Genomic DNA, 14271 nt, shown 5'->3' with positions numbered 1-14271 from the left:
CGCGGTGCTTTTGCATATTTTTGGAACAATGAAGGCTCATTCGGCAGCCTCCAGTTTGAGCAGGGTGGCGCGGCGCAGCGGACGGGAGAAGAGGCCCGCGAGATCGCCCGCCTGTTCGTAGAAATGCACCGGGGTGAAGACCAACTCGATGGCCCATTTGGTGGCCAGACCGTCGGCCTCCAGCGGATTGGCGAGGCCAAGGCCGCAGACCGTGAGATCGGGGCGGGCGGTTCGGCACCGGTCGAGTTGCAGGTCGACATCCTGTCCTTCGGACAAGGTCGGGCCCTGGGCGAGCATATCCAGATCAGGGCCGACGATGCCCTTGTGAATGAAGGGCGCGCCGACTTCGATCGCCTCCATGCCGCATTCCCGGGTCAGGAAACGGGCCAATGGGATTTCCAACTGGCTGTCGGGAAAGAAGAAGATGGATTTGCCGCGCAGCGCTTCGGACGCCTGTGCGATGGCTTTGCGGGCGCGGGCGCGGGGCGCTGCGGTGACACGTTCGAAGGTTTCCGCGTCGATGTCGAATTCATCGGCGATGGCGCGCAGCCATGCGGTTGTGCCTTCCTCGCCAAAGGGGAAGGGGGCAGGCAGGTGGCGTGCTCCGCGCCGTTCGAGCGCCGCATGTGTATCGCCCAGGAACGGTTGTGTGAGGGCAAAGACCGTGTTGGTGCCGATCCCCAGATCGGTGTCGGACCGGGGGGCGGGCAGCACCTTGATCGGCTGGATCCCCATAGCAGACAGCAGGGCTACGGCTTGCTCCTCCACCACGTCGGGCAGGGCGCCCACCAGCAGGAGCTGTCGTTCATCGCAAACCGGCAGGACCGGGACCATGGAGGCGAGGCAGGCATCTTCGCCCTGGGTAAAGGTCGTTTCAATGCCCGAGCCGGAGAAATTCAGCACCCGGACCGAGGGGGCGTATTTTTCTGTCATGCGCTCGGCGGCGCGGCTGAGGTCGAGCTTGATCACCTCTGAGGGGCAGGAACCGACGAGGAACAGCTGTTTGATGTCGGTGCGGCGTGCCAGCAGCTGATCGACGACCTTGTCGAGCTCGGTCTGCGCGTCCGCGAGCCCTGCAAGGTCGGTCTCTTCGAGAATCGCCGTTCCAAACCGCGGTTCGGCAAAAATCATCACACCTGCCGCAGATTGCAGTAGATGCGCGCAGGTCCGGCTGCCGATGACGAGAAAAAAGGCATCCTGCATTTTGCGGTGCAGCCAAATGATGCCGGTCAGGCCGCAAAAGACCTCCCGCTGGCCGCGCTGTTTCAGAATCGGTTCGCTGCGGCAACCACCAGATGTCGGAAGGCGTGGGACCTCGGTCATGCGATGAGTTCCTGCGCTGGATTTTGGGAGGTCCGGGCCTGCAATCTTGCCGCCCGGAGCTTGAGCACGAACTGGGTCGCATTGATCACGTAGGCCGCATAGGCGGCCAGGGCCAGCAGCATCAGCGGGACCGGGGCCAGGGCTGCGGTAAACAGTGCCCAGAGGTAGGCCGTGTGAAGGGCGATGACGGCGAAGGAAAAGACGTCTTCCCAGAAGAACGCGGCCGCGAAAAGATACTGACCGAAAACGATTTTCTCCCAAATCGCACCGGTGATCATGATCAGGTACAAAAGGGCTGTTTTCAGCAGGATCGAGACCGTTGCAACTTCATACCCGAGGCCCGTCCAAAGATAGCGCAGGACGAGGACCAGAGAGATCAGAAAAACCATGAATTGAAGAGGTGCGAGAATGCCCTGGATCAAGGTCCATACGGTTTGGTCGCGGCGGGCGCGTTCTTCGGCAGTATAGAGCCCTGTTGGAGCGGATTTTCGAGCCTTGTGGCTGTCCATCTTGTGGATGACCTCCCTCGATTTATACCCTCAACGGTAGCGGCAATTCCGGAAAAGTGTCAACTGAAACTTACACCGTCAAATCTCGATATTTACACTGTGGATCGGCCCGTTCGTGCTGAAAATCAATGCAATGCCCAGTAACCTTTGGGGTATGAGCGCGCTGGGGCGCCCAGTTTTAGCGGTGGAGATAGGCAGAATCTGTCAATTTGATTTGACATTAAGGCGGCCACGGCAGAAGCTTGATGCAGTCAGCGACTCCACGCGGGCCTGTGTCCGTGGGCGATATGCCCGGAGTCGGCCAAGGTGGTGCCATGTCGCAGGATGATCAATCACAGACGCGTGGCCTTCAACGCAACCGACCGGAATATGCCGGGACACTTGCGACAAAGGTCATTTCCGTATTGCGCGACCGTCAGGTTGTGTGTCGCGACGGGGTGCGCCAGTTCGTGCTGGATCATCTGGTGCGCGCAATTCTATCGCGCACCGTTTTCGACGCCGGGTTGCTGCTGGACGAGATGCGCGGTCACCGGCTGAGCGTGGATGCGGTCATCGACCTCTATATCCCGCAAGCGGCTTGCGTTCTGGGTCAAAGCTGGGTCGATGATGACATCAGTTTTGCCGACGTAACGGTCGGGGCGCTGCGATTGCAATCGCTGTTGGGCGAGGCATCGCGCCAGACCCTGATCGACCTGCCGACCGATGAAACGCGTTTGCAGGTTCTGGTTGTTCTGCCGCAGGGCGAACAGCATTTCCTGGGCATAAACGTCGTCGCGGCACAACTGCGTCGCATGGGCTGCGAGGTCTCGGTATCCTTTGACGAGACGCTGGGCAGCCTCAGCGCCCGCGTCCTCAAGGAGCTTCCCGATCTCGTGATGATCTCTTGTGCGCGGCGTGAAACCCTTGAAACCGTCATGGAGACTGTGCAAGTAGTTCGGACGGCTACCAACACGGGTCCCATCATTGCGCTTGGCGGCGCCGTTCTGGACGAGGCCGATGATCTGAAGAAAGTGACGGGCGTAGATATCGTGACCAAGACTGCCAAAGACGCCGTTACCTTCTGTACCAAAAGCGGCCGGATGCCGAACAGGAAATGACAACCAGCGCCAATACGTTCTGGAGCAGTGGCGCTGTGCCGCTGATCGAGCCTGAATTCCTGAGCAGCATCCTGGGGGCGGCCTCGGATATTGCGCTGGTGGTCTCTTCCGAAGGGATCATCCTGTCGGTCGTGCTGAACACGCACAGCGAATCCTTCGGCAATCTCAAACATTGGGAAGGTCGGCCGGTTGTCCAGTTCCTGACCCGCGAGACGGCGCCGAAGTTCGAGGCAGCACATGCCGCCTATCTGGACGGAGAAGTGCCGACCAAGCCGCTTGAGCTGAACCACAGTGACAACGCGGTCTGGCAGTATCCGGTGCGCTATACGTTCCACCGGTTCGGTCAGGAGAACGCGGCCCTGTTGCTGGGCCGTGATCTGCGCCCCATCGCCGAGACGCAGCAGCAGCTGGTACAGGCGCAGATCGCGCTGGAGCAGGGGTATGAAGCGCGCCGCGAATTTGACGCGCGGTTCCGTATTCTGCTGGCCAACACCGATCAGGCAATTGCCTTCGTTTCGGTGCAGTCGGGCCGGGTGGATGACGCCAATGAAGCGGCGGCGTCTCTTCTGGGGCTGAAGCTGGACTCGCTAAAAGGCAGTGCCTTTGCGCAGCAATTCGCGGACCGTTCTACCGTAGAGCTGACCGAAAGCCTGGTGAATGCCACCCTGGCGGAAGAAGGCGGTAAGGTCACATTGCGCGCCCAGCGGGGCGGACGTGCGTTGACTGTGCGTCCCGTCATCTTCCGCGCGGGCGGTCAGCGTGTTCTGCTCTGCCGGATCGAGGAGCAGAACGAAAAGGTGAAATCTTCCGATGCGGCGGCCACACAAGCCCTGTCGCTTTTCCGGTCGGGCAGCGACGCGATGTTGTTCATGACCGGCAAGGGTGTGATCGTGTCGGTGAACGAGAGCTTTCTCAATATCATAGGGGCCGCGCATCTGTCGGATGTCGTCGGACGCAGTTTTGCGGATTTCCTGGGGCGCGGACAGATCGATCTGGGTGTCCTGACGGACCAGCCTCAGCGGTCCGGGCAGATGCGTATCTACGCCACCAAACTGATCAACGAACTGGGTACACGGCTTTCGGTCGAGATCTCCGCGTCACATCTGGAAGAGACGGGTGAGGCCGTGATCGGCTGTGTCATTCGCGACGTGAGCCATGTGGAGGCCGGGCGCCAGCCCATGGGTGGCGGGTCTGCGCAGATGCCCGCAGAGCCTGCGCGCAATGTGATGGAGCTGGTGGGCTCCGCTTCGCTCAAGGACATCGTGGCCGAGACGACGGATGTCGTTGAAAAAATGTGTATCGAGACCGCGGTCGAATTGACCAGCAACAACCGTGTAGCGGCGGCGGAAATGCTGGGCCTGTCGCGCCAGAGCCTCTACGTGAAGCTGCGGAAATACGGTCTGCTCAGCAAGAACAGCTGAGCAACAACTCTCCCACCTTGTTCCTCTTGCGCCGACTCAAAGTGTCAGCCATAGTTTACACATGTCTGTCACTCAGGTCATACAGTCGCGCCGTTTTCCTGACCCTGCAGCGACGCTGCGATTGATCAAACCCATCACGTGGTTCCCGCCGATGTGGGCCTACCTGTGCGGGGTGATCTCCTCTGGCGCCTCACCGTCCGGGCAATGGTGGCTGGTAATCCTTGGGGTGATCCTCGCGGGCCCGATTGTCTGTGGTATGAGCCAGGCGGCGAACGACTGGTGCGACCGCCATGTCGACGCCATCAACGAGCCTGACCGGCCGATCCCCTCGGGACGCATTCCGGGCCGCTGGGGCTTGTGGATCGCGCTGGCGATGTCGGTGCTGTCCCTGATCGTGGGCTGGCAGTTCGGTCCCTGGGGGTTTGGGGCCACCATCGTCGGCGTGCTTGCGGCCTGGGCCTATTCGGCTGAGCCGGTGCGGTTGAAGCGTTCCGGTATCCTGGGGCCGGGGCTGGTGGGCCTGAGCTACGAAACCCTGCCCTGGTTCACCGGTGCCGCCATTCTGAGCGCGGGGGCGCCGAGCCTTCATGTCATCAGCGTGGCCCTGCTCTATGGTATCGGGGCGCATGGGATCATGACGCTGAACGATTTCAAGGCGCTGGAAGGGGACCGGCAAACCGGGGTTAACTCCCTGCCTGTAACCCTTGGGCCCGAACGCGCGGCCAACGTCGCCTGCACCGTGATGGCGGTGCCGCAGATGGTGGTGATTGCCTTGCTGTTCCTCTGGGACAAACCGCTGCATGCGCTCGGTGTCGCCGCCGTGTTGGGCGTGCAATTCTGGGCGATGACCGTGATGTTCAAGGATCCCAAGGCCAAGGCGCCTTGGTACAACGGCACTGGTGTTCTGCTCTATGTCAGCGGCATGATGATCACCGCTTTTGCGGTCCGGGGCCTGTCATGAGGCTGAGCTGGCTTTCCATCGTGCGGTTGGGTCTGGTGCAGATGTGTCTGGGCGCGATTGTTGTGCTCACCACCTCGACCCTGAACCGCCTGATGGTGGTGGAACTGGCCTTGCCTGCGGTGATGCCGGGCCTCTTGGTCGCCTTGCACTACGGCATTCAGATCACGCGCCCGAACTGGGGGTTTCTGTCAGACACAGGTGGCAACCGGACCCGGTGGATCATCCTCGGGATGGCGGCCCTGGCGGCCGGTGCCATGCTCGCCGCATATGGGGTTGTTGTGCTGGAGGCGCAGTTTGCCCTGGGGCTGGTGCTGTCGATCCTCGCCTATGCGTTGATTGGTCTCGGCGTCGGGGCCTCGGGCACGTCTCTCTTGGCTCTGCTTGCAACAGCCACCGCGCCCACCCGGCGCGCCGCGGCGGCAACGATCACATGGCTGATGATGATCGCAGGGATCGCGGTGACCGCTGGCGTTGTGGGCGCGCAGCTTGATCCCTATTCCGCCGGGCTGCTGTTGCGGATCGTGGCCTGCGTCACCGGGGGCGCCTTTGTCCTGACGTGCCTGGCTGTCTGGGGCGTCGAAGCCCGTGTGGATGCCGCCCCCGAAGCGGCACATGTGCCCTTCCGGGAAGGGCTGGCGGAGATCTGGGCGGAGCGTAAGGCGCGCAATTTCACCTTCTTCGTCTTCCTGTCGATGACGGCCTATTTCATGCAGGAGCTGATCCTGGAACCCTATGCGGGTCTGGTTTTCGACTACAGCCCCGGTCAGTCAACCACGCTGTCCGGTGCGCAAAACGGCGGCGTGTTTCTGGGTATGGTGGTCGTGGGCGTCATGGCCACAGGGTTCAAGCTGGGCAGCCTGCGCACCTGGGTGATCGGCGGCTGCCTTGGATCGGCAGCAATGCTGGGCGCCTTGACCATGCTGGGGCAGCTCGGTGCCGGGGCGCCTTTGACGCCTGCCGTGGTGGGTCTTGGATTTTTCAACGGCGTTTTTGCCGTCGGGGCGATCGGGTCGATGATGGCTCTGGCCGGGCAGGGCCGGCACGCGCGGGAAGGCACCCGCATGGGGCTCTGGGGCGCGGCACAGGCTTTGGCCGCAGGCTTCGGTGGGCTGATGGGCGCAGCGTTGGTGGATGTGATGCGCGCCGGTCTGGGCCGGGACGCCACGGCCTTCGGCACGGTTTTTCTGATCGAGGCGGCGCTTTTCGTGGCTGCCGCATATATGGCGCTGCGGGTGATGAACCGACCCGCCGTGCGGCATGAGGTTCTGGTTCCGGGAGAATGAGCCATGTATGATGTGTTTGTCGTGGGCGGTGGGCCCTCCGGGGCGACGGCGGCGCTGGATCTGGTCAACTCTGGCCACAAGGTCGCCCTGTTGGACCGCGAAGGGCGGATCAAGCCCTGCGGCGGGGCGATCCCGCCACGTCTGATGCAGGATTTCGACATCGCAGACGACCAGCTGGTGGCCAAGGTGAACACGGCGCGGATGATCTCGCCCACGGGGCGGCATGTGGATATTCCCATCGAAAACGGCTTTGTCGGCATGGTCGACCGCAAGGACTTCGACCCGTTCCTGCGCGCGCGGGCGGCGGCGGCCGGGGCCACGCTGCTGAGCGGCACCTTTGTGCGGATCGAGCGCGAGGATGCGGGTGTATTCGTTGTTTACCGGGACCGCGCCTCGGGCGAGGAGACGCGGGTGCAGACCCGGCTGGTGATCGGGGCGGATGGCGCGCGGTCCAAGGTGGGGCGGGCGGAAGTGCCGGGCGGCGATACGATCCCCTACGTGCTGGCCTACCACGAGATCATCAAGGCCCCCGCCAAGTCGGAGCTTTACGACCCGGTGCGCTGTGATGTGATCTATGACGGCGATATCTCCCCGGATTTCTACGGCTGGATTTTCCCGCATGGCGACAGCGCCAGCGTGGGCATGGGGACCGAAATCTCTTCCGTTGATCTCAAACAGTCCACCGCAGCGTTGCGCGCCAGCGCTGGTTTGGCAGACTGCGAGACCCTGCGGCGGGAAGGCGCGCCCATCCCGCTGAAACCGCTGGACCGTTGGGATAATGGCTGCGATGTGGTGCTTGCCGGGGATGCGGCGGGGGTCGTCGCGCCGTCATCTGGCGAAGGTATTTATTACGCGATGGTCGGGGGCAGGGTGGCTGCAACGGCCTGCGCGGCAACGCTGGCCTCCGGGCGGATAAAGGATTTGCGCCTGGCGCGCAGCCTCTTCATGAAGGAGCACAAGACGGTTTTCCGGGTCCTCGGCTCCATGCAGAATGCCTATTACCGCAGTGACGAACGCCGCGAACGCTTTGTCTCGCTCTGCCACGACATCGACGTGCAGCGTCTGACCTTCGAGGCCTATATGAACAAGCGTCTGGTGCGTGCGCGGCCCCTGGCGCATCTGAAAATCGGCCTCAAGAACCTTGCGCACCTCAGCGGACTTGTGGCACCGACGCGCGTATGACGATCATGATCCCGGCCTGGGTCAATGGCACGCTCACACCAGTGGAAAAACTCGAAGCGCACGTCAAGGGGTTGCGCCACAAGGCCGTATCGGTCTTTGTGCTGAACGGCGACGCGGTGCTGATGCAGCAACGTGCCATGGGGAAGTACCACACGCCGGGGCTTTGGGCGAACACCTGTTGCACGCACCCCGAATGGGACGAAGCGCCTTTGGACTGTGCCATGCGGCGGCTGGACGAAGAGATCGGCGTGACGGGCCTTGCCCCGCAGCACCGTCATCATCTGGAATATCGCGCGGATGTCGGCAATGGCCTGACCGAGCATGAGGTGGTGGATGTCTTTGTGGCGCAGGCCCCTACTGATCTACAGGTCATACTGAACCCGGATGAGGTCATGGCGGTCTCCTGGATGCCGTTCGAGACCCTACGAGCCGAAGTCGACGAAATGCCAGAGAAATTCACCCCCTGGCTGCGGATTTACATGCGGGATCATGGCGAGACGATCTTTGGCGATCTGGCGACCGCTTCCGTGACTTAAGGTCAGGATGACCAAAGGCGGCCTCAGGGTCACGATAAAGACGGACATCAGATCTGTATTTTTCCCAAAGACAAAATGCCGAGAACATTAGACGCAATGCGCGAGACTTTCGGCAGGAAATCCGCGTCGTAAATCTTTAAATGCTGGTCCAAAAGTCGAGCTTCTCTTGCCCGGGTCGGATGCCAGAGGCATTGTCCTTGGTCGGCGGTTTTGCGGGACAAAGCGAACCCTACTTGGACGCGCTTGAAGGTCCGGTTAGGCGCGGGAAAAGCATGGGTCTGTTGGGAAGCACATAATACAAGCCCGCAGGAACGGTTGACTTGTGTCGGTCTGCACTTCAAAAACTAAGTGTGGAGCTTTGGGATTTAAGCTGTGAAACTGGTTTGGCGGCTTTTTTCAGACAGGAATTCCAGATACAGGAATGTTTCAGTAGCCCTACGTACGCTGGTATTGGTTTTTGCATTTGCCACGACCGGTTTTGCGGAGATTACAGTTGATCGTACTTCGTCTTCTGCCTGGTACTATGAGAGATACGAGCCTAGGCTTGACCAAATTGTCGATTTAGCACCAGTACCAGCGCGAGTTTTGATTTTTGAAGACGTGCATTTCGCTATACCTCTTTATTCCGATGACGGCGAAGAGACCGGACATGCGGACGGATGGCGCATGGAGGTCGAAGTGTTTTTCTCTAAGAACCAGCTTCCATCTAACCCAGTAGCAGCAGCGACTAGCGCTATTAGGAAGTTGGGTGGCAATGTCGAATGCCCACCACTCGTACTTGAAGAGCACCCACATTATGTACGCATGGCAAGTGGTTGTTAACGGGTGCTGTACTGTCAGCGGTTTTTTTGCTGCGGATCAAATCGCGGTTAAAGCGATAACTTCAATATGAATCTGACGGTTTGAGTAGTCCTTTGCTGCCTTCAATTTGCAAAATTCCAAATTTGCTTCTGAATGGCAAAGCGGTCATTGCAGCGTGTTGCGGCATCGGTCACTCTGGGCTCTGAGCCGTCATCTGACTGTTTTGGTCGGTTGTCGGCAGGCAGCCCGAAACCGACATTGGATTTGCACGCCAAAGGTCGGGATCGCGGGACAAATCCACCCTTCCGTGCGTTATTATCAAGGACTGCTCCGTGCGGTTCGCGACTGCAGTGAAAACACAAAGGTCGAGAATGTGTCGATTGCCCCCCGTTCGGGAACCCGTGCAAGCGACAGCCCCGCCTCAGCAAAGCCTACCTCACACCACGCGAGTGCGCAATGAAAGTTTCAAGTAGACGGGCACCTGATAAAATGTAAATTTCCTGCAATATTAAATTTATGATTTTTCTGGGGAGAGGATCGTTTTAATGTTGAGATCTGCATTTTTTGCGGCAGCGCTTTCATATTTGGCGGGGGCCGCACTTGCGTCGCCGATTGCTCCGACGTTTACGTCATTTGAGAATTTGCCCGGCGCGACATTCGGAGGCTCCGGTATTCCGACGGAGCCAACGGCAATCACCCGTTTCACTGCGTCGTCAGGGGACAATATAACGCTGGGGCTCGCGGCAACGCCTCGATTTGACAGTGAGCCCCTCGGAAACGATGGAAATGGGACGTATTTTGCCAAGGCTGGCAGCAAAACCGTTGGTCCCAGCAACCTTTTGGGAGCGCTTTGGAACTTTAGTTTTTACATACACAGCGACGGTGCAGGCGGCGGAACTCTAGCGGATCTGGGGCTGCGCATTTTCTATGATTTCGATCCCGGCATCGGCACGAATATTCTGGAGTTGGGCATTCTTGGCGGACCCACGCCATCTGTTTCTTTGATCGAGGGGTCGGAAAACCTGCTGTTCGGCTTTTTGAATGACGACAGCCTTGCGCCTGCTGTCATCCCGCCGCTGTTTGACTCCTTTGATCCAAATGCTGCGGGTGAATACACATTTGCAATTGAATCCACGGCCGAAGACCAGCGTGTCGCGATCAATGTTGTCGTGTCGCCGGTCCCACTGCCCGCGGGACTTCCGCTGGTGCTGGGCGGGTTTGCCGCGTTGGGTCTGTTGGGGAGACGTAGACGTCGGCGAAGTTAGCTCTCTGCCGCATAGCAAGTCGACTACGGTGAAAGGCGGCAACGCGGGCTGCGACCGCAGCATCCCACCTCATCCGCAACCGCCTGTTTCGGCGGTTCCTTGCAAACTCCAGCGGCAGCATTGTACGCGTCACTGTAGCTTTTGCGACGCGCAGCATAATTAAAATGGGCTCTTTCCGGCTATTTGCTGCAGCTTGATCCAAGCGCTGCATGGCTGACTTAGGTCAGGCAATCACTTGGAGGTCAAAATCTACCTGATGTTCAATACCGACAATGAAGTGCGTGAAGGCGATTTCTTGTCCGCCGAGAAGCGTCATCAACGTCAGGCGGGTTGCAAAGCCATGCCAGAATCCCGAAAGTCCGTGAATAATCGCGAAAACGCGTATCTGGCTCCGTAGGTCAAGCTGCAGGGCCGTTGTAAGGGACAGATCGTATGAACCGAGCCAAGGGAACGCGCTCCGGACTGATCGTGCGCACCATGCGCATCTGGTCAGGACTATTCCTGCTGATATTCGTGACCAGCCATTTGCTGAACCTCAGCCTCGGCGTGATCTCACTCGAGGCGATGGACGCGGCCCGCCCTTACCTGTCCGAGATCTGGGCATCGCTGATGTTGGGTCCGCTGCTGCTGAGCGCCCTGGTGATCCATTTCTGTCTCGGGCTGTGGGCGATTTATCGACGCCCGACCCTGCGCACGAACCCGCAGGACCTGGTGCAGCTTCTCTCCGGTGTGATCGTGGTGCCGCTGCTGGCCACCCATGCGATTGGGGTTGCCTCCCTAAAAATCAACGGCGTGACCTTTGACTACGCCGCCGCCACCCGGTTTTTCTGGCTCGCGCAGCCCCAGATTGGATTGTTGCAGGTTGTCCTGCTCTCGGTCGTCTGGGTGCATGGCTGCGCCGGTCTCTTTACCTGGCTGCGGTCCAAGGAAAGCATGCGCAACATGCTCGGCTGGATCTATCCCATCGCTGTTGCGGTCCCGGTCTTGGCGCTCCTTGGCTTTGCGGAAGCCGGGCGAGGGGTGCTGGTAGACGCGCAAGCTGCGCAAAGGGCAAGTGCGCAGGCCTATACTGCGCCGACGGCAACGGCTGAGGCCCCACAGCCCGCGGCACCCGCGGTGCAAAGGGTGGCCTATCAGACTGTGAAAACCGCAACCAGTCAGGTGATCTGGTGGTCTCTTGTTCTGGCCGCACTGACCTTTGTTGCCAGGTCCATAAGACTGGCGCTGCAGCCGACACAGCTCGTCCTGCTGAAGCATGGTGATGCGCAGCCCATCACCACTCGATCAAATCTGAGCGTTTTGGACAGTTTCAAACAGAACCATAAACCCCACGCCAGTCTGTGCGAGGGGCGCGGGCGCTGCGGCACATGTGCGGTGCGTATCGTCTCGTCGGAATTCCCCCTGCCGGAGCCCACGGCGCTGGAGATGAAAACGCTGCGCCGCATCGGTGCCGCGGAAGATGTGCGCCTTGCCTGCCAGCTGACACCCTCGGGCGGATTTCTGGAAGTCGATCCGCTGTATCCGGCAGATTACAGTTTCAAGGACCGGGATTTCGAACAACCGGACCCGGTCACCGCACCTGCAGAGGCCCCGGCATGATCGGCCTCCTGCGCATCAAGGCAGGGCTTGCGGCCCTCCTCCTGATACTCTCGACCGCGCTGGCCACCGCGCAGGACGCGGCACCCACCATCGATGCCCCCTCTGCAAACGACCTGCATGAATTCACCCGGCTTCTTGCGGATGACCGCATTCAGAACTGGATGCAGGAACAGGCAAATGACGCCGAAGCCGCCGCGCCGCAGAACATCAAATCCATTCGCGAACAGCTGGCGGAGGCCACGGACCATGTCGGCGCGCGCGTCGCCGATCTGAGCGCGGCCTGGGCCAGTTTCGGTGAGGCACCCGAGGTCATCGCACAGAAGTGGCGCGCGCAGCTGACACCGGACCGGCGGGTGCGCAGCCTGACCTTCGCGCTGATCTTCCTGTTCTTCGGGGCGGGGCTGGAATGGCTGTCCCGCCAATACACCAACCCCCTGCGACGGCGGATCGAGTTCAGCACCTTCAAACGCCCCAGAGAGCGGCTCTTTGCGGCGCTGACCCGGACGGCGCTGGCCTTTGTCGGTCTGACGATGTTTGCCATCGGCAGCATCGGGGCCTTCTCCACCATCGACTGGCCGCCACTGCTGCGCACGCTGATCCTTGCCGCGCTGGTGGGGATCCTCATCGTCCGGGCGATCAATTCGCTGACCAAGCTTTTCCTCGCCCCGCGTGTGCCACAACTGCGGCTCTTGCCCGTGGGGGATAAAATGGCGCGGGTTACCGGGCAGGCCATCATGTTCTTTTCCGCGATGGTCGTCTTTGCCGTCTCGCTGATCGACGTCTTTGATCAGCTCACAACATCGGATGTGCAGGGCGGCATGGCGCCGGAACAGGGCGGCATGGCGCCGGAAACGCTCTCTGTGGCGGTGCTCTTTGCCGTCTTGCTGCTGGCGGTCGCACTCCTGCTGATTGCAATCTGTTTTGCGCAGGCCAAGAAGCACACCGATGTCCTTTCCGACCGCGCGATGGCCCGCTGGCGTATTCATCTCAGCCTTTTGAGCGCGCTGGTCTTTGTCACATGGCTCTTTGACGTGCGGGCCTTGATGTGGACAGTGCTCAGCATCGGTCTGGCCATTCCGATCCTCAAGCTGTTGCGGGCGTGGACGGATATGACCTTTGACCAGGTCATCGCGGATTTCCGGGCAAAGGCGGAGAAGGCGACGACGCCCGCGCCATCGGAGCCTGTAGATACCGCCATCGAAGAGGACGAGCCGGTCGAGCCTGCGCCCATTGTCGACCCCTACGAAACCTACCGGCCCATAGCCCAGCGGTTGATCCGCTTTGCCATGTTCATCGCCCTCGGGCTGACGCTGGCGCTGATCTGGAATGCGGGCATCTTCGAGAATTCGGAAAACCCCACCGTTGCGCAGCGGCTGTTTTCCATCCTGATCGACAGCGCGGCGGCGGTGCTGATTGCCGATCTGATCTGGACCTGGGGCAAATCGTCGATTGATCGCCGCTTGGCCGCCTACAAGCCCCCCGAGGACGGGCAGGCCCCGGGGCCAGAGGCACGGATGGCGACCCTGCTGCCGCTGCTGCGTGTTGTGCTGATGGTCACATTGCTCAGCATGGTGGTGATGTCGGTCCTGTCCTCGATGGGGGTCAACATCGCGCCGATCCTCGCAGGCGCGAGCGTTATGGGCATCGCCATCGGCTTTGGCGCGCAGTCGCTGGTCAAGGACGTGGTGTCCGGCATCTTCTTCCTTGTCGATGATGCGTTTCGCGTCGGCGAATATGTCGAGATCGACCAGCTGCGGGGCACGGTAGAGAAAATCTCCATCCGGTCGCTGCAGATCCGGCATCACCGCGGCGCGGTGCACACGCTGCCCTTTGGTGAGCTGAAGTCCATGACCAACTATTCGCGCGACTGGGTGATCATGAAACTGGAGTTCCGCGTGCCCTTCGACACGGACCTGCAACTGGTCAAGAAGATCGTCAAGAAGGTCGGGGCCGAGCTGAAGGCCAACGAGCATTATGGCGACAGTATTCTGGACACGCTGAAATCGCAGGGTGTGCGGCGGATGGAAGAGTTCAACATGGTCGTGGGTGTGAAATTCATGACCCGGCCGGGCGAGCAATGGCTGGTGCGGCGCGATGCCTATCAGAAGGTGCGCGACGCTTTCGAGGCCAATGGCATCCGCATGGCCGAGCGCAACGTGAAGGTCGAGATCGCGGGTGACCAGCCGCTGACGGAAGAAGAGCGCAAGGCTGTCACTGCCGCCGCCCAGGATGCCATTGCCCAGCCCGTGGCACCGGGCGTTGTCCCGGATGAGCCCTAGGTGGCTTTGCAAGGT

Annotated in this window: 12 protein-coding genes; 10 read left to right on the top strand and 2 right to left on the bottom strand. The window is 60.6% G+C overall.

Translation table 11 applies throughout. The annotated features are described in order from the left end of the window. Nucleotides 1–36: 36 nt before the first annotated feature. Nucleotides 37–1323, bottom strand: coding sequence for a ferredoxin:protochlorophyllide reductase (ATP-dependent) subunit N (locus ISX84_RS19675; protein ID WP_195822116.1), 1287 nt, complete (start codon nt 1321–1323; stop codon nt 37–39). Further along, nucleotides 1320–1832, bottom strand: coding sequence for a 2-vinyl bacteriochlorophyllide hydratase (gene bchF / locus ISX84_RS19670; protein WP_195822115.1), 513 nt, complete (start codon nt 1830–1832; stop codon nt 1320–1322). Before bchF ends, ISX84_RS19675 begins: the two co-directional genes overlap by 4 nt. 314 nt (nt 1833–2146) lie before the next feature. On the opposite strand from bchF, the gene ISX84_RS19665 reads away from it, so the two are divergent. From ISX84_RS19665 to ISX84_RS19620, 10 genes are all read left to right on the top strand, one after another. Beyond that, nucleotides 2147–2929 carry a cobalamin B12-binding domain-containing protein gene (locus ISX84_RS19665; protein ID WP_195822114.1) on the top strand — a complete coding sequence of 261 codons (783 nt, stop codon included), beginning with the start codon at nt 2147–2149 and terminating at the stop codon, nt 2927–2929. Continuing rightward, nucleotides 2926–4350, top strand: coding sequence for a transcriptional regulator PpsR (gene ppsR / locus ISX84_RS19660; protein ID WP_195822113.1), 1425 nt, complete (start codon nt 2926–2928; stop codon nt 4348–4350). The genes ISX84_RS19665 and ppsR overlap by 4 nt, the downstream gene beginning before the upstream one ends. 61 nt (nt 4351–4411) lie before the next feature. After that, entirely contained in the window at nt 4412–5311 is a 900-nt protein-coding gene (chlG, locus tag ISX84_RS19655; protein ID WP_195822112.1) for a chlorophyll synthase ChlG, read from the top strand. Further along, entirely contained in the window at nt 5308–6594 is a 1287-nt protein-coding gene (locus tag ISX84_RS19650; protein WP_195822111.1) for a BCD family MFS transporter, read from the top strand. Before chlG ends, ISX84_RS19650 begins: the two co-directional genes overlap by 4 nt. 3 nt (nt 6595–6597) lie before the next feature. Beyond that, a complete protein-coding gene (locus tag ISX84_RS19645) occupies nt 6598–7776 on the top strand; it encodes a geranylgeranyl diphosphate reductase (RefSeq protein ID WP_195822110.1) in 1179 nt (392 codons plus the stop codon). Beyond that, nucleotides 7773–8312 carry an isopentenyl-diphosphate delta-isomerase gene (gene idi, locus ISX84_RS19640; protein WP_195822109.1) on the top strand — a complete coding sequence of 180 codons (540 nt, stop codon included), beginning with the start codon at nt 7773–7775 and terminating at the stop codon, nt 8310–8312. The genes ISX84_RS19645 and idi overlap by 4 nt, the downstream gene beginning before the upstream one ends. A 372-nt stretch (nt 8313–8684) precedes the next feature. After that, nucleotides 8685–9134 carry a hypothetical protein gene (locus tag ISX84_RS19635; RefSeq protein WP_195822108.1) on the top strand — a complete coding sequence of 150 codons (450 nt, stop codon included), beginning with the start codon at nt 8685–8687 and terminating at the stop codon, nt 9132–9134. A 524-nt stretch (nt 9135–9658) separates the two neighbouring features. Then, the gene (locus tag ISX84_RS19630) at nt 9659–10378 is read left to right on the top strand and encodes a hypothetical protein (protein WP_195822107.1); all 720 of its coding nucleotides are present in this window, start codon (nt 9659–9661) and stop codon (nt 10376–10378) included. 432 nt (nt 10379–10810) lie between these two features. Continuing rightward, nucleotides 10811–11977 (top strand): 2Fe-2S iron-sulfur cluster-binding protein, encoded by a 1167-nt coding sequence (locus ISX84_RS19625; RefSeq protein ID WP_195822106.1) that lies wholly within the window; start codon nt 10811–10813, stop codon nt 11975–11977. Then, entirely contained in the window at nt 11974–14256 is a 2283-nt protein-coding gene (locus ISX84_RS19620) for a mechanosensitive ion channel family protein (protein WP_195822105.1), read from the top strand. Before ISX84_RS19625 ends, ISX84_RS19620 begins: the two co-directional genes overlap by 4 nt. The last annotated feature ends 15 nt before the right edge of the window (nt 14257–14271 follow it).

The organism is Roseobacter sp. MH60115, assembly GCF_015644665.1.
Taxonomy (GTDB): Bacteria; Pseudomonadota; Alphaproteobacteria; order Rhodobacterales; family Rhodobacteraceae; genus Roseobacter.
The sequence above is the reverse complement of the archived record's forward strand: the minus strand, read 5'-3'. Positions and strand labels throughout refer to the sequence as shown.